The organism is Streptomyces sp. NPDC001401, from assembly GCF_042895385.1.
Taxonomy (GTDB): domain Bacteria; phylum Actinomycetota; class Actinomycetes; order Streptomycetales; family Streptomycetaceae; genus Streptomyces.
The window spans coordinates 22,482-44,762 of sequence record NZ_JBIAWI010000038.1 but is presented as its reverse complement, the minus strand read 5'-3'; the positions used below and the strand labels follow the sequence as shown (position 1 = coordinate 44,762).

General features: G+C 68.6%; 14 protein-coding genes and 4 pseudogenes. 6 read left to right on the top strand and 12 right to left on the bottom strand.

Features of this window, described 5'->3' with window-relative positions; all coding sequences use genetic code 11:
• Positions 1 to 192 precede the first annotated feature (192 nt).
• From ACFY10_RS54220 to ACFY10_RS54210, 3 genes are all read right to left on the bottom strand, one after another.
• Positions 193 to 600, bottom strand: coding sequence for a hypothetical protein (locus ACFY10_RS54220; protein ID WP_390672834.1), 408 nt, complete (start codon positions 598 to 600; stop codon positions 193 to 195).
• A 375-nt stretch (positions 601 to 975) separates the two neighbouring features.
• Positions 976 to 3,240 (bottom strand): ATP-binding protein, encoded by a 2,265-nt coding sequence (locus ACFY10_RS54215; protein WP_390672833.1) that lies wholly within the window; start codon positions 3,238 to 3,240, stop codon positions 976 to 978.
• Positions 3,241 to 3,301: 61 nt separating this feature from the next.
• Positions 3,302 to 3,889 (bottom strand): hypothetical protein, encoded by a 588-nt coding sequence (locus ACFY10_RS54210; protein ID WP_390672832.1) that lies wholly within the window; start codon positions 3,887 to 3,889, stop codon positions 3,302 to 3,304.
• A 495-nt stretch (positions 3,890 to 4,384) separates the two neighbouring features.
• Between ACFY10_RS54210 and ACFY10_RS54205 the strand changes: the two genes are divergently transcribed.
• Positions 4,385 to 4,768 (top strand): hypothetical protein, encoded by a 384-nt coding sequence (locus ACFY10_RS54205; RefSeq protein WP_390672831.1) that lies wholly within the window; start codon positions 4,385 to 4,387, stop codon positions 4,766 to 4,768.
• Between the two features lie 140 nt (positions 4,769 to 4,908).
• A complete protein-coding gene (locus ACFY10_RS54200; RefSeq protein WP_390672830.1) occupies positions 4,909 to 5,934 on the top strand; it encodes a DUF2599 domain-containing protein in 1,026 nt (341 codons plus the stop codon).
• Positions 5,935 to 6,052: 118 nt separating this feature from the next.
• On the opposite strand, the gene ACFY10_RS54195 is transcribed toward ACFY10_RS54200, so the two are convergent.
• Entirely contained in the window at positions 6,053 to 6,262 is a 210-nt protein-coding gene (locus ACFY10_RS54195; protein ID WP_390672829.1) for a hypothetical protein, read from the bottom strand.
• 219 nt (positions 6,263 to 6,481) lie between these two features.
• Here ACFY10_RS54195 and ACFY10_RS54190 point away from each other — a divergent pair, with 219 nt between their 5' ends.
• Positions 6,482 to 7,132 (top strand): hypothetical protein, encoded by a 651-nt coding sequence (locus tag ACFY10_RS54190; protein ID WP_390672828.1) that lies wholly within the window; start codon positions 6,482 to 6,484, stop codon positions 7,130 to 7,132.
• A gap of 340 nt (positions 7,133 to 7,472) precedes the next feature.
• On the opposite strand, the pseudogene ACFY10_RS54185 reads toward ACFY10_RS54190, so the two are convergent.
• A pseudogene (locus ACFY10_RS54185) lies at positions 7,473 to 7,832 on the bottom strand (winged helix-turn-helix domain-containing protein); the annotation flags it as partial.
• A 60-nt stretch (positions 7,833 to 7,892) separates the two neighbouring features.
• On the opposite strand from ACFY10_RS54185, the gene ACFY10_RS54180 reads away from it, so the two are divergent.
• Entirely contained in the window at positions 7,893 to 8,891 is a 999-nt protein-coding gene (locus tag ACFY10_RS54180; protein ID WP_390672827.1) for a DUF6215 domain-containing protein, read from the top strand.
• Between the two features lie 166 nt (positions 8,892 to 9,057).
• Here the strand turns inward: ACFY10_RS54180 and ACFY10_RS54175 are convergent.
• Positions 9,058 to 9,366 (bottom strand): annotated as a pseudogene (locus ACFY10_RS54175) (ISKra4 family transposase); the annotation flags it as partial.
• 117 nt (positions 9,367 to 9,483) lie between these two features.
• Here ACFY10_RS54175 and ACFY10_RS54170 point away from each other — a divergent pair.
• Positions 9,484 to 10,302 (top strand): annotated as a pseudogene (locus ACFY10_RS54170) (flavin monoamine oxidase family protein); the annotation flags it as partial.
• Position 10,303: 1 nt separating this feature from the next.
• Positions 10,304 to 10,489: pseudogene (locus ACFY10_RS54165) on the top strand (BRCT domain-containing protein); the annotation flags it as partial.
• A gap of 734 nt (positions 10,490 to 11,223) precedes the next feature.
• Here the strand turns inward: ACFY10_RS54165 and ACFY10_RS54160 are convergent.
• From ACFY10_RS54160 to ACFY10_RS54135, 6 genes are all read right to left on the bottom strand, one after another.
• On the bottom strand, positions 11,224 to 12,564 hold the full coding sequence (locus tag ACFY10_RS54160) for a ricin-type beta-trefoil lectin domain protein (protein ID WP_390672826.1): 1,341 nt from the start codon (positions 12,562 to 12,564) through the stop codon (positions 11,224 to 11,226).
• 57 nt (positions 12,565 to 12,621) lie between these two features.
• Positions 12,622 to 14,604 (bottom strand): alpha-L-fucosidase, encoded by a 1,983-nt coding sequence (locus ACFY10_RS54155; RefSeq protein WP_390672825.1) that lies wholly within the window; start codon positions 14,602 to 14,604, stop codon positions 12,622 to 12,624.
• Between the two features lie 48 nt (positions 14,605 to 14,652).
• Complete coding sequence (locus ACFY10_RS54150) at positions 14,653 to 17,061, bottom strand: ricin-type beta-trefoil lectin domain protein (RefSeq protein WP_390672824.1); 2,409 nt, start codon at positions 17,059 to 17,061, stop codon at positions 14,653 to 14,655.
• A gap of 50 nt (positions 17,062 to 17,111) precedes the next feature.
• Positions 17,112 to 18,944 carry an RICIN domain-containing protein gene (locus tag ACFY10_RS54145; protein WP_390672823.1) on the bottom strand — a complete coding sequence of 611 codons (1,833 nt, stop codon included), beginning with the start codon at positions 18,942 to 18,944 and terminating at the stop codon, positions 17,112 to 17,114.
• 56 nt (positions 18,945 to 19,000) lie between these two features.
• Positions 19,001 to 20,461, bottom strand: a complete 1,461-nt coding sequence (locus ACFY10_RS54140) for an arabinofuranosidase catalytic domain-containing protein (protein ID WP_390672837.1) — start codon at positions 20,459 to 20,461, stop codon at positions 19,001 to 19,003.
• Positions 20,462 to 20,598: 137 nt separating this feature from the next.
• Positions 20,599 to 22,251: a glycoside hydrolase family 27 protein gene (locus ACFY10_RS54135; RefSeq protein ID WP_390672822.1), complete on the bottom strand. Its 1,653-nt coding sequence runs from the start codon at positions 22,249 to 22,251 to the stop codon at positions 20,599 to 20,601.
• Between the last annotated feature and the right edge of the window lie 30 nt (positions 22,252 to 22,281).

Below are 22,281 nucleotides of genomic sequence, written 5' to 3'. Positions count from 1 at the left end.
GGCCCTGTTCTCATGCATCCACCCGGCCAAGATCACCCGACCAGGCACCTTGTTCGACCAGAACCGTCCTCATGATCGATAGGAATACGGCTTCTCAGTCCAGGTCTGATCTGGCACGGGAAGAGTTCGGCCTCCGTGCTCCCGACGATGGCGAGGCATGGCGGGGTGCGAGATCAGGCTTGCCCGGGGAGATTACTGGTTGCAGTTGGGCAGTGGGTCGGTCTCGCTGTAAATCGCCGTGTCCTTCATGAAGCCGAGCTGGCCGTTGTCCGCGACCGTCATCTCCCAGCGTGTGGGATGCGGCCCGCCCACCCAGGCCTGGTCGTCCTCCTTGCAGTAGAAGTAGCTCGGGTTGGAATACATGTAGCCGACGATGGTGTTCGGGTCCGGGTAGAGGTGGTTGTTGCCGACCGTGCCGTATACCGGTGCCCCGGAGACGTTGTTGCACCACCAGTAGGTGTTGCTGTACCAACACGAACTGGCGGCTGCCGCCGAGGGTGCGGTCGCCACCGCGATGCCTGCGGTGAGCGCCGTGGCCGCCAGCAGCGTGCCGATCTTCCGGGCTTTCGTGCCCCTGCCTGCCTGATTTTCCGTGCGCATGTGCTCCCCCTGAGTTTCCACCGGATGACTCGGTCCAGACGAGTCTGCAGCCGGCGGCGGACCCCAGCCACTCCTTTCGACCACGCTCGAAAAGGTCAGGTCCAGTGCGGGTACCGCATGACGACGGCATACCGCACACCGCCGCCAACACGTCATCCCGCCGCAGAACACCACGAGTTGAAGACCAGCATCCTCGGGCGGTGCAGGGGGAACTGGTACCCGAGGGCGGCACTCCACCACTGCGGTTACAGGCTGACGCGGCTGTTTCCGCGGGCCCGGACCAGGAAATGCCTACACACGATCTTGCTGCGGTGCGCGGTCGCAGCCCCAACACCATTTGGCCCCGAACTGTGGGCTATTCAAAGCGTGTTGCACTCAGCGGGCGCTGTCCGCGCCGTCCTCTTCGCCAAGGCCGTCGAGCTGCGCTTCCATCCGCTCGGCTTCCTGATCACGTCCTTGTTGTCGGTACAGGTCGCGTGCTTCCCGCCACACCGCAAGGGCCTGGTCGTAGTGGCCCAGGGCGGCGTGGGAATGACCGAGCCGGTCGAGCGTGTCGGCGGCCTCGTAGGGATTGTCGAGGTCCCGGTACAGGCTGAGGGCCTGGCGGTAGTGCTGGATGGCATCGTGGTGGCGGCCGCTGTGGTGGTCGATGTAGCCGAGGCTGTCCAGGGTTTGCGCTTGGCCGTTCACGTCCTGGTGGTGCTCGTAGAGGGTGAGGGCGGCCCGGCAGTGCTCGCGGGCGGTGTCGTGGTCTTCGCCGAGGCGTGCGGCATACCAGCCCACGGCGTTGAGCGCGTTGGCTTCGGCGATCGGTTGATCGAGGCCGCGGTAGAGGTCCAGTGCGCGTCTGGCGTGCTCCAGGGCCCGCCGGCCGTCCGGGTGGATCGATGCGAGCGTGTAGTGCGCCTGGGCCTGAAGGGCGCGGTCGTTTTGTTGCTCGCTCAGGGTGAGAGCCTGGTTCAGGGCTGCGATCGCTTCCTGATCGTGCCCGAGCACGACGTGGGCGCGGCCGAGGAGGCGATGGGTGAGGATCTGGGCGCCGGCATCGGGCAGTTGGCCCGCGGAGTCGACCGCGATTTGCCATACGGCAAGTTGGTCGTGGCGGTGTCCTCGCCGGTAGTGGAAGTTGTACAGCGTCCAGGCCAGCTGCCAGGCGGTGTCGTGCAAAGCGTGGGTGGCGGCCGTGCCCTGGGCGGCGAGCAGATTTTGGTGCTCGGTGTCGAACCAGTCCATCGCCGCCGGGATGTCGGGCAGCGGATGGGGGTGGCAGGCGGGTACCGGCGGGGCGAGCTCGATGGGGTCGCGGTGGGAATCCAGGAGCCGGTCGGCGGTGTACGCGGTGTGGGTGTAGAAATCGAGCACCCGCCGCAGCGCCGCCTCGCGTGTGCCGGCGGCCAGGTCGTGGGCGGTGGCGGCGTAACGGCGGATCAGGTCGTGCATCCGGTAGCGGCCGGCGGCATCCTGACCGAGGAGCGACGCCTGTTCCAGCCTGCGCAGCACGGTCCTGGTCCGGGTTCGGCCGCGGCCGGTGAGGCTGGCGGCGGCAGCCAGGCCGATGTCGGGTCCGGGTGCGATCGCCAGCAGTGCGAACACCTCGGCCTCTTCGTCACTCAACGCTCGGTGGGACAGCGAGAGCACCGCGGGCAGGCTCGCGGCAGGGTCGGCGTCGTCGAGTACGTCGAGTGCGCCGTCGCGCAGTTCGCCGACGAGGTCGGCCAGCAACAGGTGCGGGTGGGTGTGGGCGCGGCCGGCGATGATGCTCAGCGCCAGCGGGAACCCGCCGCACAGGCCGACCAGTTCGTCCACCGCGGCTGGTTCGGCGTCGACGCGTGCGGCGCCGAGCCGGGCTACGAGCAGACTGCGGGCCTCGGCGTCGGTGAGTGTGTCCACCGCCAGGTGGTGGGCGCCGTGGCCGGTGATCAGGCCCGGCAGCCGGTTACGGCTGGTGACCGCCACGATGCAGGTGTCGCCACCCGGCAGCAGAGGGGTGACTTGCGCGGTGTCGGCGGCGTTGTCGAGCACCAGCAGCATCCGCTTGTCCGCCACCAGACTGCGGAACAACGCCGCCTGCGCGTGCGGGGCGTCGGGGATGCGGCCGGGCTCGACGCCCAGCGCGTCGAGGAATCCACGTACCGCCACGGCCGGGTCCATCGGGTCGCTGTCCGGGCTGAAACCCCGTAGGTCGACGAAGAGTTGCCCGTCGGGGAACCGGTCGGCGTTGCGGTGAGCCCAGTGCAACGCAAGCCATGACTTGCCGACCCCGCCGGCGCCGGCGATCGCGGAAATGACCACGGTGCTCGCCGCGCCCGAACCGGACCGCAGTGCGGCGTCCAGCCGGTCCAGTTCGTCGTGGCGGCCCACGAACGGTGCGGGTGGGGCAGGCAGTTGGCGCGGCACCGGGACCGCCGAGTGCTCCGCCGTGCCTGCCGCCGCAGCCAGCAGCTTGTCCAGCTCGCTCGGCTGCAACTCAAGTGCCGCGGCCAGTTGGCGCACCGACGCAAGCTGCGGATTACGGCGTCTGCCGGTCTCCATGCCGCGGATCGTGCTGACCGACACACCCGAACGCTCGGCCAGAGCCTCCTGCGTCAGCCCCGCGCGTAACCGGAACCGCCGGATCGCCGAGGCGAAGTGATCTTCCACAGAACCCTTCCTACCAGGGCGATCGGCCACAGGTGACCCGTTCGGCGTGATATACGTGCGGTCAATATGCTTCGCCGGGCTCTGTGTATGTGTAGATGGTGGTGTACTCCTCCACCGGCACGGCCATGGCCGCGGCGTATTCGGCGCGCTGCTGCCGGTCGGCTTCGGTGATCTGCGGATGGACCGGGTCACTCTCGGGTGCGTGCCACAGCTGGATCAGATGGCGCTCGCCGTGGTCGCCGATGCCGGGTTCGGGATCGTCGGTGTGGCAGTACAGGCGCATCCGCACCCAGTCGTCACCGGCGGCCGGCAGCTGGAGGGCGGCCTCGTCGTCCGGCCACGCATCCAGGATGTCGCCGGGCTCGAGGGTCGCCAGGCACAGGCCCGCGGTCTCGGTGCGCAGGCTGAGCTCCTCCGCAGGCTCCCAGCCGCCGCTGGTTTCCGGTGCCGGCGGGCGGTCGTGGATCTGAATGGTCAGCCGCACGGGGCCGGTGTCGGTGGTGGTCAAAACGATGGCGCCGGCCGGTGTGGCGGGGCCGCAGCGCCAGCCGTAGGGCATCTGGGCCGGGTAGTCGTCGTGCTCGGTGAAGCCGATGAGGTAGCCGTTTTCGCCCACCTCGAGGGTGAACGCGGCTTCGTGGACCAGCATGGATATCTCCTCCTCCGGCAGGGTGCCGCGCTCAGGCGATCACGTAGAACGGGTCATGGTCCATGGCGTGGAACTGGCCCTCTGCAGCACCTTCAGGACGGACGGGAGAGCTGCCGTCCTTCATCTTCAGCACAGGGCGCCACGTGGTCATTGCGGTACCTCCGTCACGCCGGCAGACGCATGGATGTTGGCCGGCGGGACGGCTCCCGGGCAGCCGAAGCAGAAGGGCATCGGATCGGACTCTCTTGCAAGGCAGTCTCCGGTCCGAGCTTCACCGAAAAGGTCTCACTGACTCACGAGGCACACACCATTTTCGCTCACCGGTCACCGACCCCGCCGTTTGCATTCACAACCAGAATGGCCGGTTCGGCCGTGTTTGGCTGTGGGGTTGCTTTGTTTGAATGGGACGGCAATGCACGAAAGAGGGCCGGATGGCCTGACGGGGGAGGCGTTGTGCATTTCGCTTCGGCAAAAGCCTGTCTCTGCGCTGCGACTGTGGTCGCGGCGATGGTGCTGGCAGCGGGCTGCGGGGACTCCGACGTGTCACTGGGGAGCCGGCCCAAGGACGAGGACTCGGGCCGGGATCTCGCCAGGGCGGTGGCGGATCACGCCGACTGCGGCAGCTTCGAGGACTACCGACTGGACGCCAAGGACAACTGGGTGTTCACCTGCCAGAAGTCCGACCGCTTGTTCGGCATCCGCGCGGATGTCAGCCCGTCCAACAGGGCTGACCTGATCAAGAAACTGCGCACCGAAAAGCAGCCGTACAAGGCCGGACACGCCTTTCTCGTCTACGAATTCCAGAAATCTCCGGGGCGCGCGAATCCAGCAGCAGACCTGAAGAATTTTCCGGGCACGCTGTCCCTTCCGGATTCCTGAACCCGCACCGCCTCAAGGCGGACATCGAGATCGACCCCACCATGACTGATCCGCGTGATCGTCATGCCCAATTGTCATGCCCTCGACACGTCGTCGCCACAGATCCTGACCAGCTGAAAGGAACAGCAGTGAGATCACGCATGCGTTTAGGCGTTGCCATCATCTCCGCAGCACTGATGTTCGCCTCCGCCCCACCGGCCCTGGCCACCGGCGCGGGTGGCACCGGTGACACCGACCCGGCGGCCGCCGCCCGCATCGTCCGTCAGATAGAGCGCGTTGCGCCGGACGTGGTGGGCAGCACCCGCATCCCCGTCCAGCGAGCGGCCGGGCGGATCACGGCACACGGAACGTCCGTCTCCATCGGGGTCCCGGTCGACGACGCGGGACAGGTCCAGCTGAGCCGCCGCGGCACCGGACCGGAGCGCCGGCTCTCCGTCGCGCTACCCCTGCGCGGTGCACCACGTCCGGCCACCGTCGCCCGGAACGGCACCGCGACGTACCCGAACACCGCGAAGGCGACCGACCTCGCCGTCGAATCCTTCGACCGCAGCGTCCGCATCACCACGGTTCTGCGCGGCAACAGCGCGCCCTCCGAGTTCGCCTACCCCGTCGACGTGCCGGCCGGTGGCCGGCTGGCACTCACCAAGGGCGGCGGCATCCTCGTCCTCGACGCCCGCGGCTTGCCGCGCGGCGGCTTCAGCGCGCCCTGGGCCAAGGACGCCACGGGACGCAGCGTGCCCACGCACTACGAGGTTCGCGGCGACACGGTCGTCCAGGTCGTCCCGCACGACCGGTCCACCTCCTATCCCGTGGTCGCCGACCCCTGGCTGTGGATCGACCTGATCGACCATGCGGACTGGCAGTGGAGCAGCGACTTCAGCGGCTGGACGCTGATGGTCACACCCACCGGCTGGGCGCGCGCGAACGCGGGTGGCTACCTCGTCGGCGTCGCCGGCTGGGACGAGCTGTACGACAAGTACAAGGACCACGGTCTGGACACGAACCTGGGCAGCATGCGCAACCAGTACATCTGTCACCAGCAGTTCGTCGCGATCTACTCCCCGAACAAGCCCACCTGGAACCTGGACGAGTGGCGCCCCGACGTCGGCTACTGGGAGACGGTCAACCAGAAGTGCAACCCGGGCGGCGGCCCCGGCGAGTGGTGACCGCCTCCTCCGGCGGATGACGTACTGACCGTCCAACCGTCCTGCCCCGCGGCCCGCGGCTGCCGCGGGGCAGTCGTACACCCGCTGAGCAGACTTCAGGCTGCGGGGCGCGGGGCTGTCAGCCGGGCCGAGGGACTGGGAGGAGCGTGCCGAGGCCCGGCTCCGCAGTCCGTGCAGCGGGCCGGCCCTGTGCGGGGGTAATCGGCGGGCCGGTGCGCGGGGCGTCCGGTTTCTGACCTGCGATCTTCTTGTTGAGGTTCGTGGTGCTGTAGACGAGGGTGGCCAGATGGCTGAAGGAGGCGGCGCCCTTGTTGGCGGGGTTGCCCACCGCGGCGCTGTTGCCGACCCAGGCTGCAACCCTGGCCGGGCGGGTAGGGCACGGCCAGGGAAAAGGCGGTTGCTGTGCGGAACAACCTCGTCCGTCCCTCCGTACTATCTGTGCCGTGATACGGCCCGCATATGAGTACCACGCATGTGGGCCACTCCCCCGGCTCGCCGCGGCCGCCGCAGATCCTTTCGGCCGTGACGTCAAGGAAAGGACAGCATCATGTCCGAGAACGCGACCGCCTCCACGGAACTGACCTCGCAGTACGCCGCTCAGGTCACCAGCGACCTCGAGCACAACTTCAAGGAGCAGGAACGCGTCAGCGCAGAAATCGCCGCACTGCAGCAGCAGTTGGCCACCTTGCAGCACGACCACACCGTGCTGGTGAACATGCAGCAGGCACTCGGCATCACCCCACCGTCCGCCGAGCCTGCCGCCGCGCCTGCGCAGGCCACCGTGCCGGCTCCCCGCAAGAAAGCCGCCACACGCACGAGCCCCACCGCGCAGACCAAGAAGACCACCGCTGCACCCGGCCGCGAACGAGCCCGCAAGCCGGCCAAGAAGACCGAGGCCGCAGCCCCGACAGCGGTGCAGCCCTCGCTGGTCGAACTGATCCGTCAACACCTCGCCGAGCAGAGCGAACCCCGCTCCACGGCCGAGATCGCCGCCGCCCTCGAGCAGGCCCACCCCGAGCGCGGCATCAAGAACACCGTCGTACGCACCACCGTGGAAAACCTCGTCGCCAGGGGCCAGGCCCAGCGCACCAGGCAGGGACGCTCCGTTTACTACACGACCCCCGACACAGCCCAGCCCACGCCGCCCTCCCCGACCGAGTCACAACAGCAGGAGGCCCAACTCGAGGAAGCGCAGTAGCCGTTCGGGCTCCTCGCGGCGGCGACGTGTGCAAAGCCCATGGCTGCACAAGGGTGGGTCCATCGCGCCCCTCCTCCGCGAGGAGTTCTGATGCCGTTCGACGGATGCGGTGCCTTGAGCTCGGCAAGGATCGGGGCGGTGGGAGCGCCGTGATGTGGATGGTCAGCCGATGCGATCGGCCTCGTCTTCGCGCCCTTGAACCCTCCGACGGCGGGGCGCACTCGTACTGTTCCAGCAGCCCGGCCACCGACGGCATTCCGCGGCCTCGGCCGGAGCGATGACCAGATCCACTGCTCCAGCGCTGCCGCCGTCCCTGCGCCTGACGAGCCGTGTCCTTCTTCCACAGCTTGACCTCATGCTCGTCACGCTCGACAGCCCGGCGGGCGGGAAACTGCCAGGACCAGCCATGCCGGTGCAGCAACGGCCACACCACCGCCATCGAGCAGTCGATGCCGAACTTCCAGGCGATCAGCGTCTGACCCGGGCCCGGGTCCAACGCTGATCTTCCCAGCCGTGCTCGCCAGGCCCCAGAGCCAACTCCTTTTCCAGCTCGGCGAACTGGCCGTCGGACAGCTTGGGCAACAGCTTCGCAGGCCCGGTGGAGGCGAGGACCTGGCCGCAAGCGCCTGCCCTCGCTGCCGTCCCGATAGCGATCTCGGGATCGTCGGCTTGGCGTCTCCCGCTTCGGCAGGCCCTGCACGTGCCCGGAACTGTGGCTTCCACCACGGCGAATGTGGTCTTGTCCTGATGAGATCACCAGATGCTCGGTTTCCTCCTCCGTCTCCTGCCATTCTGGGTCCGCGAGCCCCTGCTCATCGCGGTCGGGTCCGTTCTCGGCGTACGCATCATGTATCTCGCCGTCCGCGATCACGATCGGGTCGCGGCCGGTCTCGGCGTGGTGTTCCTCGTGTTCACCGCAATACGCGTCTACGCGGTGGTCCGGGCTCTGCGCGCACGCCGGAACCCGAGTCCGGCAGCCTCGGCAGACCGGGCGGCGGTCGATGCTGCCGTCCAGGCCCAGGCCGGAACCGGGCCGCGTCCCGGCCCGGACACTCCGGAGAAGGAGCCCAACGCATGGGGCCAGGCCGTCGCGGCCGTGGCCGTGATCGGGGCACTCGCGGCCGCGTTGTGGGTGGCCCCACGTGTGATGCCGTCCGACGACAGCACCCCGCAGCCCGCCTCGTGTTCGGGCGGGGCACACGAGAAGCTGCCGAAGGCCTACAAGCAGACGCCCCAGCCTGTGACCGGTGAAGAGCTGTGCAAGGCGCTCAACCGGCCAGACCTGGCCAAGCTCCTTGGAACGCCTGGAGAGACCGCGACCACTGCTTCCGGCACCAGCAACACCGCTCCTCTGACTGACGGGAAGGTCGCCCAACCGGAGGCCGAGGTCACGTTCGACACGTACACCGTGAATGTCTCGGCCACTTACAACGAGCTGTCGACCGACCAGTACGTGAAGCTGATGAAGTTCGGGAATGAGAGGGACATCAAGACACTTACGGCTCTCGGTCGGCCCGCGGTCTTCTCCTCGGATCACACCATGAAGTTCGAGATCAATCTCGGAAGCGGCGGATCCGGCGGACCGGTCGAGCAAGGTCCCCTGGCCAGGACACTGTCCGTGGCCCTGGACCGTAATGACCGGGGCGGCTACTACGAAATCACCGTATGGAGCACGTCCGGAGCCCTCCCGGACGACAGCGTTCTCCTCGACATCGCCGAGAAGGTTCTTCCGACCATCCCCGAACGGCCTGTCCGATAAGACGCCGACAACAAAATCGTGCGACTTGCCCGACGAGGGGTACTGGTGCATGCGGACGATGAGCAGGATCTGATTCAGGGGTGACTGGCTCGAGAATGAGCCGTCGTGGGCGATCGGGCTCTGCCAAAGGAGGTGGGTGCAGCTCCAGCTACGGGAGGTCCGTGGATCAAGCCGTGAGTTGGTAGTTGTGCTGGTCGGGGGTGGGGGGAGACGTTCGTGCTTCCGGGCGAGGTGGAAGGTCCAGTACTCGTCGAAGTCGTCGTTGTCGCTCAGGACGCGGAGTTTGAGGACGGCTTCGTGCCGGCCAGGCCCCAGCGGGCGCCGGTGATGTCGGGTGGTCACCGATCAGGTGGCGGCTTGCGCCGTCGATCGCGCCGGTGGCGATCGGCCGGCCCGCCGCCGGGGCGATGTCGTAGCCGAGCCGGTCGAAGTGGCCGGTGAGGTAGCCGTTGCAGGCGTCGACGGCCGCGCGTTTCGTCGGCGCGGCGACCGCAAGACGAACCCGTTCGTGCCCGGCCGGCCCCTACTCCTTCGTTGCCGCATCGCGTATGGACAGATTCGACTACGTCCGGGGGGCTCGGGAACGACGACCGGCAGCGGAGGCGTCACGGAGGTCTTCGAGGGCGACGAGGCGATCATTACCGTCCCCTTCTCCGGACTGCGCCACGTGGCCTTCGCCCCTCCGCTCGCCTACGGCAAGCGCCGAGCCATCACGGAACTGCACTATGACGCCGCGACCAAGGTGCTGCTGGAATTCTCCCAGCGGTGGTGGGAGTTCACCGAGGCGCAGTGGAAGCAGGCGCTGAACTCCATCGAGGACAACCTCTACGACGCATACAAGGCAGGCCGGGTGCACGACGGCAGACACCTTGGCGCGCACAAGTCCGTGAAGGACCTGGGGGTGACCGTCCCGAACGGACTCAAGAAATGCTTCACCGCCTTCCGCCCCATCGGCACCGACCCCGAAGCGGCTCACATCCGTGGCGGCGGCAGCGTGAGCGACAACGCCAACCGCTTCATGTACTTCGCGCACGCGCACCCCATGGAGGGCAGCGACGGAGGCATCATGCCCGCCTCCTACAGCTGGTCCGACGACGCTCTCAAGTGGAAGGCCCTTGCCGACGACGAGCGGTACCTGCGCACGCTCGCCGGAGCGCAGTGTGTCTTTGGGCGCCGGTGCGAGGTCTCTTTCACCAACAAGTGCCAGACCCAGTCGTGGATGCGCGACCACTACCCCTACGGAGAGGCTTCCGTGCTCCTCCCCGGCCAGCACACGGAACTGTTCCCCGACATCCCCACATCCGAGGGGCCGTTGCATTTCGCTGGAGACCACATGTCCATCAAGCCCGCCTGGATCGAAGGCGCAGTCGAATCCGCCGTCCGGACCGCGCTGAAGGTCCACACGAGCTGACAGCCGCAACCAGATGAGCGAGCTGATCGAACAGGCCGGTGGCCACTCTTCCTCCAGCGTCTCCAAGAAGACCACCCTGGTCGTTGCTGGCGACGGCGCCAGATCCAAGCGAACCAAGGCCGAAACCCTCGGCATCCGCCTGTCGCCCCCGGACGAATTCGCCGCCCCGGTCGCCTGCTTCGTCGACGGACCGCTCGGTGTGCCGCAGCTCACCACGACACAGGCGACGGGCCGGGAACACCCCGGAACGGTTGACCGTTCACCTATACGTGGCTGCGGAGGGGACAGTGTCCCCGGGCCTCACCTATAGCCCATGGGGACGATCGTCCGGCTGAAGCCCCATGGAGCCTTCCGCCGAGAGGCGACCGCCCTCCGCGCGCCACCGCTTACGGCCCCGGCTGGTCTCCCCCGTCCAGCCGGGGCTCTCTCGCGTCCACGCCCGGCGCGATCCCGTCAGGGACGCCCGTTGGCGAACTCCCCCTCAACGCCCGCTCGTGTCAGCCGAGGTGGAGGAAGCTCAGGGCGGAACCCGGAGGTGCAGCCGCCCGTGCGGCACATCGTCGACCCCAGTTTCACCTGCGTGACCGCCGCAGAGATCGCACCCGGCGTGCACTTCGGATCCTCCAGCGGCCCCACACGCTCACGGCAGTAATGGCAGGAGCCCGCGGCCGGCTGCTGCTGCACCGTGTAGTGCCTTTGCGGACCAGCCCCCACCGCGTTCGGGCAGCCCCGCACCGGCCGGCGCGAACGTGCCCGACGCTCCCCCACCGGGCTCTGAGCCCCGGACGACTTCGGAGGGCGGCTGCGCCGGAAGGGGGCGGTGGAAGCCCGGACTTGTCGCCATGACACGCCTGCGACGCGTCCGCTCAGCAACGCGGCACGGGGCCAGGCCGGCACGGGGCCGTGCCTTGCCCCGGTGTGTCAGTTCTCGAGGTGCCAGTGCTGGTTCGCACCGCCCGTGCAACTCCACAGCTGAGCTTTCGTCCCGTTCGCGGTCCCCTGGCCGTTGGCGTCCAGGCAGAGTCCCGACTGCGCTGCTGTGATCGTGCCGTCGGGATTGATGTTCCATTGCTGGTCCTGCTGCCCGGTGCAGTCCCAGATCGCCGCCGGGGTGCCGTTGCCCGCGGACTGGCCGACGCCCAGGCACTTGTTGCCGTAGACGACCAGCTGCTTTCCGGTGCTGTAGGTCCACCGTTGGTTGGAGCCGCCGTTGCAGTCCCACAGTTGTGCCTGCGTGCCGTTGGCCGTCGTGGAGTTGTTGATGTCGAGGCAGCGTCCCGACTGCCGGCCGACGATCTCCTGGTTGCCGGAGGGCGGTGGCGGCGGCTGGTTGGAGCCGAACTGTGTGAAGAACTGCCACACCGCTGCCGATGTCCAGGTGCGCCAGCCGTCACCGGTGGAACCGTCGATGGGACCGGGGTCGTGGCCCGCTCCGTCGAACGCGGCCCAGACGACGGGGTATCCGGACCTGCACCCGGAGTAGGTGGTGATGATGTGCGTCAGGCTTCCGTAGGTCGGCTCGGGCGGGTTCTGCGCGGTGCAGCCGTTCGTCCGGACGAAGGTGTCGCGCAGTTCCCGTCCCGACGAGATGGGCAGCACGTTGTCCCTGATGCCGTGCAGACCCATATAGGCGATGGGCTGGTTGCCGCCGTTGCACCCGCTGAGGTTCGCGCCGGAGTAGACCGCGACCGCGCGGAAGACCGTCGCCCGGGAGCAGGCGAGGGCGTAGGACATCGCACCGCCGTAGCTGAAGCCGGCGGAGAACAACTGGGCGGTGTCGACGCACAGACCTGCTTCGATCTGGCTGACCATGGCGTCGACGAAGGCCACGTCCTGGCCGCCGGGGTTGGCCCAGCCGTTGCCGTTGCCCTGGGGGGCGACGAAGATCGTGCCGTTGTTCGCATTGTCCGCCAGGCGCCGTAGGCCGTAGTAGGACCAGTTGTACCCGTCCGTTCCGCCCGAGTCGACGTCGTTGGCCGTGCCGCCCCGCCAGTGGAAACCGAAGATCAGCCGGTAGGGGTGGTTGCTGTCGTAGCCGGCGGGGACCCGCAGGATGTAACTGCGCGTCTGGCCGCCGCTCTGGATCGTGTGGGTGCCACTGGTCAGGGCCGGGGCCTTGCCGCAGCCGGCGGTCGCCCGGAGGGCGGCGGTGGTCGTGGTCGACGCGGGCGTCCCGAGGCCGCTGCCGAACGAGGAGCCCGCAGCCGACAGGACGAGAAGTAACGCAGCCGCGATGGACGTCAAGAGTGGTGTGCGTTTCATGCACTCCTTCTTCCGTGGTGGGGGGGTTGGACAAGGCGCGTCGGTCGCCGGGGCGGCTCACACGCCGGTGATGGTCCATGCGTTGTTGGTGCTGGAGTTCGGCGTCCACAGCACCGCGGTCGAGCCCACCGCGGTGCTGCCGCTGCCGTCGAGCGCGGTGCCGGTGCCACGGTTGACGATCTGGTAGCGGTCGCCGCCGAGGCCGACCAGCGACCACTGCTGGTTGTTGCCGCCGTTCCACGCCTCCTGCCGGGCGGGAGCGCCGTTGGCGGAGTTGCCCCAGCTGTCGGCGGCCATGCCGTTGGCGCGGTTCATGATGCGGTCGTAGCCGTTGCCGAGGTCGATCAGCTGCCACTGCAGGTTGGCGCTGCCGTCGTAGTTCCACTGCTTGAGATTGGAACCGGAGGCGACGTTGCCCCCGCTGTCGAGCACCAGCCCGCTGGTCACGTTGGCGATCTTCACCCAGGTCGTGGAGCCGCCCGGTGCGCCCAGGACGGGAATCTCACCGGAGAAGGTGAACTTGACCGTGTACGCCAGGGCGTTGAACGGCGGGGTGGACGAGGGCATGGCCAGGTGCAGGCCGGCGGCGTCCTGGGTCGGGGCTGGAAGGTCGACGTAGGTGCCGGCGGTGTTGTTCAGCAGTTGGGCGCCGGTCAGGCTGCTGAGGTTGATCCGGTTGGAGTTCAGCGTCGTGATGGTCATGGTGCCGCCCTGCCAGCCCAGCGCGGTGGCGTAGAGCACCTTGTTGTCCTGGCTGCGGGTGAACCGGATGTCCTTCGGAGTGCCGGCCACCGGGCCGCTGAACGAGCCTCCGCCCATCGGGGTGGGGCCCTCGCCGTAACTGGTCCAGGAGCGGGTGCCGTAGACCCCCTCTCCGAAGCGGCCGAGCCAGTCCCCCATGCCGAGCAGGATCGACTGCTGTCCGGCGGGGATGGTGCCGTCGGCCATCGGGGCGATGTTCAGGAGCATGGTGCCGCCCTTGCTGACGCGGTCGATCAGCGAGTGCAGCAGTGCCTGCGTGGAGTAGTAGCCGATGCCCACCGTGTAGCACCAGCTGGAGGAGGAGATGCTGTCGTCGGTCAGCCAGTAGGGGGTGAGCAGTCCTGCCGGGCCGCCGCGCTCGAAGTCGAAGACCTCGCCCTTGTTGTCGAGGCCGTCCTTGTAGGTCGCGGCCACGTCCTTGTTCCAGGAGACCGCCTGGTTGTAGTAGTGCGCGAGGAACTGGAGCCGGTAGGACTCCTGCACCAGTCCCAGGTCGAAGTCCTGCCAGAGCAGATCCGGCTGGTAGGTGTCGATGACCTCGACCAGCTTGTCGTACCAGAGCTTGTTCTCCGCGGCCGAGCCCTGCTGACCGAAGAGGATGCGCAGGGCCGGGTCGGACTGGGACGGCACGTGGTCGTAGTAGCCGTTGAAGTGGTAGGCGTGGTGCAGCGACGCCATGAACTTCAGGCCCTGCCCCCGGATGGCCTGCTCGTGCAGCCCCACGAGGTCGAGTCCGGGGCCGTGCCGGACGGAGTTCCACGGGTTGGCGCGGCTGTTCCACATGGAGAAGCCGTCGTGGTGCTCGGCGACCGGGCCCGCGAAGCGCGCGCCCGCGGCCTTGAACAGCTGCGCCCAGGCGTCCGGGTCCCAGTGGCCGCCCTGCGAGGTGAGCTTGGGGGCGAACTGCACGAAGTTGCCCGCCTTGTCGCGGGCTCCGTCGATGAAGTTGTTGTACGGCCACGCCGCAGGGTCGCCGTAGGTGGCGATGTGGTGCTTGTTCTCGGCCGAGCCGCCGACGTACATGTTGCGCGGGTACCACTCGTTGCCGAACGCGGGGACGCTGAAGACGCCCCAGTGGTAGTAGATGCCGAACTTGGCGTCCTTGAACCAGGCCGGGGCCGGGGGGTGCTGGTCGACGGAGGACCAGCTCGCGGTGTAGCTCGCGGGGGCGTCGGTCGCGGCGGCCTCGGGGGCGAACCGCAGCAGGCCGAAGGCCGTGGCCGCGCCGGTCGCCGCCAGAAGCCGGCGCCGGCTGATCGGGCGGGGGGAGGAAGTCATGCGGGGCCTCTCAGCGTCATTGACGGGGGGATCTTGGCCGTGACCGGATCAGTTGCGCGTCCACTTCTGGTTGCTGCCGCCGCTGCAGGTCCACAGCTCCAGCAGGGTGCCGTTGGCCGTTCCCGCGCCGGTGGCGTCCAGGCACAGGCCGGACTGGGCACCGGTGATCGTTCCGTCGGCGTTGAGCGTCCACTTCTGGTTGCTGCCGCCGTCGCAGGTCCAGATGTCGACCTTGGTGCCGGGGCTGGTGCCACCGCCCGAGGCGTCCAGGCAGGCGCTGCCGTAGACCCGCAGTTCACCGGCCGGAGTGCTCGTCCACTGCTGGTTGCTGCCGCCGTTGCAGTCCCACAGCTCCACCTGGGTGCCGGATGTCTGCGACTGGTTGGGCACGTCCACGCACCGGCCGGAGCCGGCCCCGACGATCGCGGCGGTCGTGCCGCCGCCGGGTCCGCCGCTGCCGGGAGTGAGGGACAGGTTGTCGAACTGTGCCGTCTCGCCCTGGCCGGTCGCGTAGCCGACCTGTCCGCCGGCCCACGTGCGGTCGCTGACCGAACCGACCGTGGAACCGTCGATGACGGCGGTGAGGGTGGTGCCGGAGAAGGTCAGCGCCAGGGTGTGCCAGCGGTCGGTGCCCAGCGCCGTGGTCGTGCCGTGGGCGAGAGTGGAGACGTTCCCGTTGGTGCTGGAGTTCAGGATCGACCAGGCTCCGGTGTCGCTGACCCGCAGGTGGTAGGCGTTGAGTTGGCCGGTGCTGCCGTAGTCCTGCCCGTTCGCGCGGCCCATCAGCTCGACGTATCCCGGCTGTTCCAGCATCACGTCGGACGAGACGGTGTAGTTGCTCCAGCCGACGTCACCGAGCAGGGCGTGCGGGTCGGACAGTGCGTCCCAGGTGATCGGTTTCTGCGGGCTCATCTGGCGCACGCACTTGCCGCTGCGGCCGCCGCCGCAGCCCGCCACCTCGAAGGCGCCCTGCCAGTCCATGAGGTACTTCGCCTCGGTGCCGGTGGCGTATCCGTCGAAGGAGTCGCTGTACGGCATGCTCATCGTGCCCTGGGCGGGGCCGGTGGCGGTGCCCTTGCCCTGGCCGGTCGTGGTGGTCAGGGTGTAGACGCGATGGGGCTGCACGGTCAGGCTGAAGCCGCCGCCGGACGGGGTGATGTCCGTGGCGTGCACGAAGTAGTCGGCCGGGTTGCCGGAGTTGACGTCGGTCGACCAGACATGGACGGCTGCGGTGGACAGCCCTCCGGTCACGTTGAAGTTCAGCGTCTGGGCGCTGCCGGCGTCCATGGTCTCGATGACCGTGGAGTAGTCGGAGTTGTTCGGGGACTTCAGCGAGACGTAGCTGCCGTTGTTCCGGTTGCCTCCGATGTAGCCGCTGGAGGCGTCGAGGTACTTCCAGCCCGGGGCGGTGAACTGGCTGGTGTGCGCCATCACCCAGGTGTTCTTGCCGATCGCGTAGTGGCCGGACCACGGCTGCGAGGCCAGCGCGAGGCCCATGGTGGGATACGGCAGGTTGGGCGTGATCGCTGCGACCACCGGCCAGTTGAGGTACGCGGTCATCCGGCCGTCGATGTATCCGCGGTTGATGCCGCGGGCCACGGCCGGTGCTCCCGCGTTGTAGTCGTCCGAGCCGTTCTCGCTCGCCCACAGCGACTTGCCGGAGGACGTGGCGGCCGACGGCACCGAGCAGTTGGACTGGGAGGAGCGGTAGCCGCAGGGGTAGTGCGTGCCGATGACGTTCACCGCGGCGGCGAACGCCGGGTTGGAGTTGACGTCGCCCGCCACGTTCCAGTCCGAGTCGGCCGCTACGATCTTGACGCTGCCGTAGCCGTTGCTGTTTAGCGCGCTGCGCAGCTGCTCGTACCAGGAGATGTTGTAGCCGCGCTCGTTCCAGCCGCCGAGGTAGTCGATGGTGAGGCCGTGCTGCTTGGCGCAACCCAGCCATGAGACCAGGTAGTTGACCATGTCGGTGGACCAGAAGTTCCCGCCGCCGATCCAGCCGGGGGCGCCCCAGGCGAGGCCGTACAGCTTGATGTTCGGGTTGCGGGCCTTGGCCTGCTCCATCAGCCACCATTCGTAGCCGCGGTCGCAGTTCAGGTCGGAGCGGGTGTGCTGGTGGCTGGGCTCGGCTCCCGAGGTGGAGTTGGTGTCTCCGCCGATCTCGGCCTTGAGGATCTGCAGGGAGGCGCCGTAACCGGGCTTGAAGAGGTAGTCGAGGACCTGGCCGCGTTCGGGCTCGGGGTAGTCGATCAGGAGTCTGCTGTTGCCGCCTCCGCCGCTGATCGCGCCGACGCCGTCGAAGGTCCGTCCGCCGGACGCGCCGTTGACGGTGATGGAGGTGGCGGCGTGGGCCGGAGCGGCGGCCGTGCCGACGAGGCCGCCGGCGGCCAGGACGAGGCCCGTGAGCACGGCCGTCGAAGCGCGCAGGCGCCGTAACAGCCGTCTGAATGCTGACACGGTGAGAGTTCCTTTCCGCAGATCGGTGGGGGTCCGCGTCGGGTGCGGCATCAGCGGACGGCGAAGTCCTGGTTGGTGCCCGGCGCGTTCTTGCACTGCCACTGGTCCAGTTGCTGTCCCGCGGTGCCGCCGGCGCCGTAGACGTCCAGGCACAGACCGCTGTTGCGGTTCTGGAAGGCGTACGTGCCGTCGGGCTGGTGCACGGGCAGCCAGAGGGCGCCCGCCGCCGTGCCGGGGGCCTGCTGGACGATGTCCGGGGTGCCTGCCGCCGTGGAGCTGCCGGCTACCACCACGTCCTGGCCGGAACTCTGGGCGCGCAGTTCGCCGTAGCCGCCCGAGGCCGGCACGAACCGGAACTGCTGGTTGGTCTGCCCGTTGCAGGTCCACTGGTCGATCGCGGCGCCCGCGGCGCCGGAGTTGCCGTACACGTCAAGGCACAACTGGTCGCTTGCGACGACGAGTTGGTGGTAGCCGTCCGGGAAGCCTCCGCCGCCGGACGTTGCCGGGGTGAGATAGACGGCGAAGGCGTCGTGCGACGCCTGGAACGTGAACGGGACGGTGATCGAGCCGCCGGAGGTGCTGACGTTCTGGTCGTACACGGTCTGTGGGGCGGCGAGCGGCGCCTGGTCCGGGATGCGGTGCACGGTGACGTGGACGCTGCCGGCGTTCGTCAGCCAGGGCACGGACGCAAGCCCGTTGAAGGTCACGGACGCGGCGCCGGTGTAGCCGTTGGAGTCGCCGATGACGGCCACCGCGCGTTTGGCGGCGGAGTCCTGGGAGGCGGAGATCGCCGTCGAGCCGACCTGGCCCGAGGTGTCGACGAGGGTGCCGGTCATGTCGGCGTAGTCCCGAAGCGCCCACCAGTTGCCCGTGGGCTGCCAGCTGCCGCCGCTCTGGGTCAGGACTCCCGTCAGGTTGGGGGTGACGCAGCACACCCAGTTGCCGCGCATCGCGTTGGTGTAGCCGGACTGCGCGAACCGCGCCAGGTACCAGGCCGTCACCCCGGCGGTCTGCCGGTCGGCAGGCTGGTATTCGTTGGCGGACAGCGGCCGCGCCCCGATGCCCGCCGAGCTGAGCGCGCTGTTGAGGGACTGCGAGACGGTGACAGGGTCGTCGACGTCGCCCTCGTCATGGTTGGTGATCATGTCCGGCACCGTCCCGGCCGCCTTCACATGCGCGAGCCAGGTCTGCCACTGCCCTGACCTGCCTTGCGGGGTGTAGGCGAACGACGGGCCCACGATCTGCGCCGTGGGCGCGATGCGGCGGATCTCCCGGTAGGCGGTGTCCCACATCTGGAAGTACTGGGCGCTGTTGACACCCCGGGTCCAGAAGTAGGAGATGTCGGGCTCGTTCCAGATGTCGTAGGAGAACTTCAGTCCCGACGATTGGAGCGCTCCCACGGTGGAGTCGATGAAGCTGATCCAGTTCGCGCAGTTGCCGTTGTCGCACGGGTACTGCGTGTTCGACGGCTGGCCGCCGTTCGCGCCGTAGATGTCACTGACGAGCACCTGGTACTGCGCGTGGTACGGCGGCTGGGTCAGCCGTTTCGCCTGCGCGATGATCGAGTCGACGTCGGCCCGACTGGCCGCACCGTACTGGTAGTTGTCCTTGATCCAGCCGCCGGAGAACCAGCCCCCGCCGCGGAACGCGTTGATCCCCAGCGGCTGGATGAACTGGTCCACAGGCTGGCTGCCGTCCTGGGTGAAGCCGTAGAGAAACCCCTCACCCACACCGGTCGACGGGCCGCGCGTCGACGCCAGGTTCACGCTCAGTGCCTCGCCCGCGGCGGCACGGCTCCCGGCCGCCGACAGCAGCTGCAGCACGAACGCCAACACGACGCCGACGGCGAGCAGCACACGGCGGGGCCTCGCTCTCGTCCTCATACGGACCTCCTATGGACCGGCGGTTCAGCGATACAGCGATACAGCGATTCATCGGGTCAGCTCAGCGACCACTTCTGGTTGGATCCGCCGTTGCAGGTCCACAGCTGTACGAGGCTGCCGTTGGCGGTGGCGGCGCCGGTCACGTCCAGGCAGAGGCCGGACTGGGCGCTGGTGACGGTGCCGTTGGCGTTGAGGTTCCACTGCTGGTTGGTCTGGCCGTTGCAGGGCCAGGTGATGACCTTCGTGCCCGGGCTGGTGCCCTTGTCGTAGGCGTCCAGGCACAGTTGGCTGCTGCCGGAGTACACGGTGAGCTGGTGGGACGCGGTCGCGGTCCACGTCTGGTTCACCGCACCGTTGCAGTCCCAGATCTGCGGCTGCGTACCCGCCGTCGTGGATGCGCCCGGCACGTCGAGACACTTGGCCGCACCCACCGCGTGCACGGCACCCGTCGTGCCACCACCGCTTCCCGTTCCGTAGCCGGCGGCGGTGATAGCGGCCTGCACGGCGTTCTCGGTGGCGTCGGAGGGGTAGCCCGCCGTCATCGCGCCTTCGAAGAACTCGCCCACGCCATTGGGACTGTTGTCGCCCCCGGTGCCGAGCAGGACCGAACTGTCGACCTTCATCGGTGAGTAGCCGTTCGGCAGGGGCCCGGAGAAGGTGGTGGTCAGGCCGCCGCTCGTGCCGTTGCCGTATTTGAGGGTGAAGTTGCTGGTGCCGTTGTTCTTCAGCCACGCGCTGACGAACGGATAGTGCACGCCGGGGTTGTTCGGGTCCTTGTTGGAGCCGGTGTTGGTGTGGAACATGCCGTTCTCCAGGTCGGCCTCGACCCACGGGCCGCTGCCCGTGCAGCCGCCGAACCAGCAGGCGGTGCCCCAGTAGATGGCGTTCATGGTGGCGTTGCCGGTGTCGGTGTGGGAGTTCTCGCCGCTGCCGTAGTCGAAGCAGCACCACTGGCTCGTGTAGTTCGACGAGGTCACCATGTAGATGCCCTCGGGCTGGGCGCCGGTGGGCACGCCGCTCGCGTGGTCGAGCCGGTAACCGACACCCGGGGTGACCTTGACACCGAACACCTGGTGACCGGCCGCGGTCACCGGCAGGGCCATGGCGTCCGCCCCGACGTCGGATCCGTTCGGACCCGGGCCCTTCCAGTAGCCGCCCCAGGAGATCGGCATGTCGTTGTGCTTGGCAGTCTGGTCGTAGATCTTCGTGATCGTGCACGACGTGCCCGCGCAGAACGACACCTGGGAGGCGCCGTCGGCGTACCCGCCCGCGGCGAGCACCCCGATGTCGCGGTAGCTGTGGTCGGAGGCCCGCTGGATCTGGTACAGCGGCCCGTTGTACGCCGCGAAGAGCGCCCTGGTGGTGGCGTGCGCCGTGACGCACGGCGTGCCGCCCGCCGCGTAGAGGTCGCACGGGAGCGACGCGTCCGCCGCGGGCACGGGCGCATGGACGACGGCGGGTGTGCCTGTCCGCGCGGAGGTGGCGAACGAGGGTGTCCCGAGCGCGGCCAGGGCCATCGCCAGGGCGATCAGGAGCACGGCCGGGAAACGCCTTCGTCGGCGATCGGTTGCTGATCCGGGCAAGGAGACCTCCTGGGTGGCGGCGCCGCCGTACGGCGGCACCGAAGCTGCCGGTGGCCGTGGGGAGGACGGGGTCAGCCCAGCGTCCACCGCTGGCCGCTGCCGCCGTTGCAGGTCCACAGCTGGGCGAGGGTTCCGTCAGCCGTGGCCCCGCCGGTGACGTCCAGACACAGGCCGGACTGGACGCCGGTGATCGTGCCGTCGGAGTTCAGCGTCCACTGCTGGTTGCGCTGGCCGTTGCACTGCCAGATCTCCACCTTCGTCCCCGGTGTGGTCTGGTTGTTGTAGGCGTCCAGGCACATCTGGCCGCTGCCGGAGTAGACGGTGAGCTGGTTGGAGGTGGAGTGCGTCCAGGTCTGGTTGGTGCCGCCGTTGCAGCTCCAGATCTCCACCTGGGTGCCCGCGGTCGTGGTGGAGTTCGGCACGTCCAGGCACTTGCCCGCGCCGACCGCGTGCAGCGGACCGGTGACGCTGGTGCCGCCGCCACCGCTGGTGCCGCCCGCGACCCGGTACATGACCGTGCCGTGCGCCGGTACCGAGGCGCTGATGGTGCCGGAGGTGGTCGAGGACGCGCCCGACCACAGGTCGGTGAGGGTGTAGGCGGACGCCCCGGTCTTCCCGATCGCCGAAGCGGTGGTGGTGATGGTCGCCGTGGAGCCCGTCTCGTTGAACAGCGCCACCGACACGTCCCCGTTGGCCAGCGGCTTGGCCAGCACGTCCAGGCCGCCCGAGGAGGACACCATGGTCCCCTGCTTGCCGAGGGAGTCCTGGTCGACCGCGATCACTCGGGAGTTGGTCAGGACGGACAGGGTGTCGGCGCCGGCCGAGGGGATGTTGGTGCCCGCGATCAGCGGCGCGGCCATCTCTGCCCACAGACTGAACTCAGTGCGGCTCTCGGTGGCCGTCATCGAGCCGTTGCCCACCTCCAGCATGTCCGGGTCGTTCCAGTGGCCGGGGCCCGCGTAGGAGGCCAGCCCCACGTTGCTGTGGAAGATCGACAGCATGCTGGAGAAGGTCGGGCTGATGTCGCCGGTGGTGCGCCAGCTGTTGCCGACATCCGCGCCCCAGGTCCACACGTTCTCCTGGCCCCAGTTGCACAGGCTGTACAGGATCGGCCGTCCGGTGGCCGCCAGGGCGTCCCGCATCGCGGTGTACCGGGTCCGCGCCGGCGCACCGGTGTTGTTGCAGTTGTCGTACTTCAGGTAGTCCACGCCCCACGCCGCGAACGACTGCGCGTCCGTGGTCTCGTGGCCCAGGCTGCCCGGGTATCCCGCGCAGGTCGCGGTGCCCGCGTCCTCGTAGATCCCCAGCTTCAGCCCGAGCGAGTGCACGTAGTCCGCGGTGCCCTTGATGCCGTCGGGGAACTTGGCCGGGTCCGGCACCAGGTGGCCGCCGGAGTCCCGGCTGTGGGTCATCCAGCAGTCGTCGATGTTGACGTACGCATAGCCGGCCGCCTGCATGCCGTTGGTGTGCATCGCCTGGGCGGTGGACTTGATCAGCGACTCGGAGACGTTGCAGCCGTACGCGTTCCAGTCGTTGAAGCCCATCTGCGGGGTCGGCGCGAGCCCGTTGCCGAGCGCGGCGGCGGGTTGCGCCGTGCCGAGGGAGAGGAGGGGGGCGGTCGCGGTGAGCAGCACGGCCGAGAAGGCGAGTGCGAGGGTTCTGCGCAGGGAACGCAGCGGGGACAGCGACCGAGGACGCTTGGCTCTCGCAGTGGTCGTGGGCATAAGTCATCGACTCCTGGGGCGAGTTGGGGA